Raw genomic sequence first — 1063 nt, 5'->3', positions numbered from 1 at the left:
CGGCCAGGGGATGCGGCGGGTGGGGGTTGCCTATCTGCTGCTGTCTCTGGTGGGCGCGGCCGGGGCGTTGGTGCTGGCCTGGCGCTTCGGCCTGGGGGTGGCGGCGACGGCGGCCACCTTGCTGCCGACCGCGGCTCCGGGCTATCTGGCGTGGAGGGCTCTGCAGGGGCAGCCTGTCGCGCCGTCGCTGCCAGAGGCCGCCGACCGGGTGGCGCGAGCGGTGAAGAAGCGGTGGGGCGAAGAGGAGCGCTTCCGCCGGGTGCACGACCCGTATCCGCTCCCCGTCGCCTGGGAAGCCGCCGCGGAGGACCTACTCGTGCCGTGGTCGCAGCTGATCGAGCGGGCCGGGCCGCCAGGGGACGACTGCGACTGGCCCGCAAGCGCGGCGGGCTTGGCGGGCTCCGATGGGCAGATCGGCCAGGTGTTCACCGATCGGGTACCCACCCGCCGGCTGGTGGTGCTGGGTGAGCCAGGCGCGGGCAAGAGCGTGCTGCTGATCCGCCTCCTGCAGGACCTCATCTCCCGCAGGCTGGCTGGCGCCCCGGTGCCGGTGCTGTTCTCTCTAGCCTCCTGGGACCCCGTCGATCAGGGATTGGAGGGCTGGCTGGCCGACCAGCTGCGGCGCGCTCACCCGGGCCTGACCGCCATCGCCGAGGCGGACACGGCCGACCTGGCCCAGGCGATGCTGGACGCCGAGCTGATCCTCCCGCTGCTGGATGGCTTCGACGAACTGCCCACCGCGGTGCACGCAGTGGCCCTGGATGCGATCAACCAGTACCTGTCAGCGGCCAGACCCCTGGTCCTGGCCGCCCGCACCGCCGCCTACCGCGCCACGCTGGACCGGCCAGGCACCCTAGTCCGGCTTAACGCCGCCGCCGGCATCAGCCTGCTCCCCCTCACCCGCGACCAATCCGCCGCCTACCTGCGCCGGAACGCGGGCCACCCCGACAGCCCCGCTGCCGCCCGCTGGGACACGGTGATCTATCACCTCGGCACCAGGACCCCCGTGGCTCAGGCACTGAGCACCCCGCTGGGCCTGTTCCTGGCCCGCACCATCTAAAAC

Annotated in this window: 1 protein-coding gene; it reads left to right on the top strand. The window is 73.0% G+C overall.

Annotation, left to right across the window (positions count from 1 at the left end):
- Positions 1 to 1060, top strand: a 1060-nt coding sequence (locus tag G6045_RS40625) for an NACHT domain-containing protein (RefSeq protein ID WP_206344832.1), incomplete at its 5' end; no start/stop codon positions are given.
- Positions 1061 to 1063 lie beyond the last annotated feature (3 nt).

This window comes from Streptomyces mesophilus, assembly GCF_011044995.1.
Lineage (GTDB): Bacteria > Actinomycetota > Actinomycetes > Streptomycetales > Streptomycetaceae > Streptomyces > Streptomyces mesophilus.
This window is presented reverse-complemented; position numbering and strand designations above follow the sequence as displayed.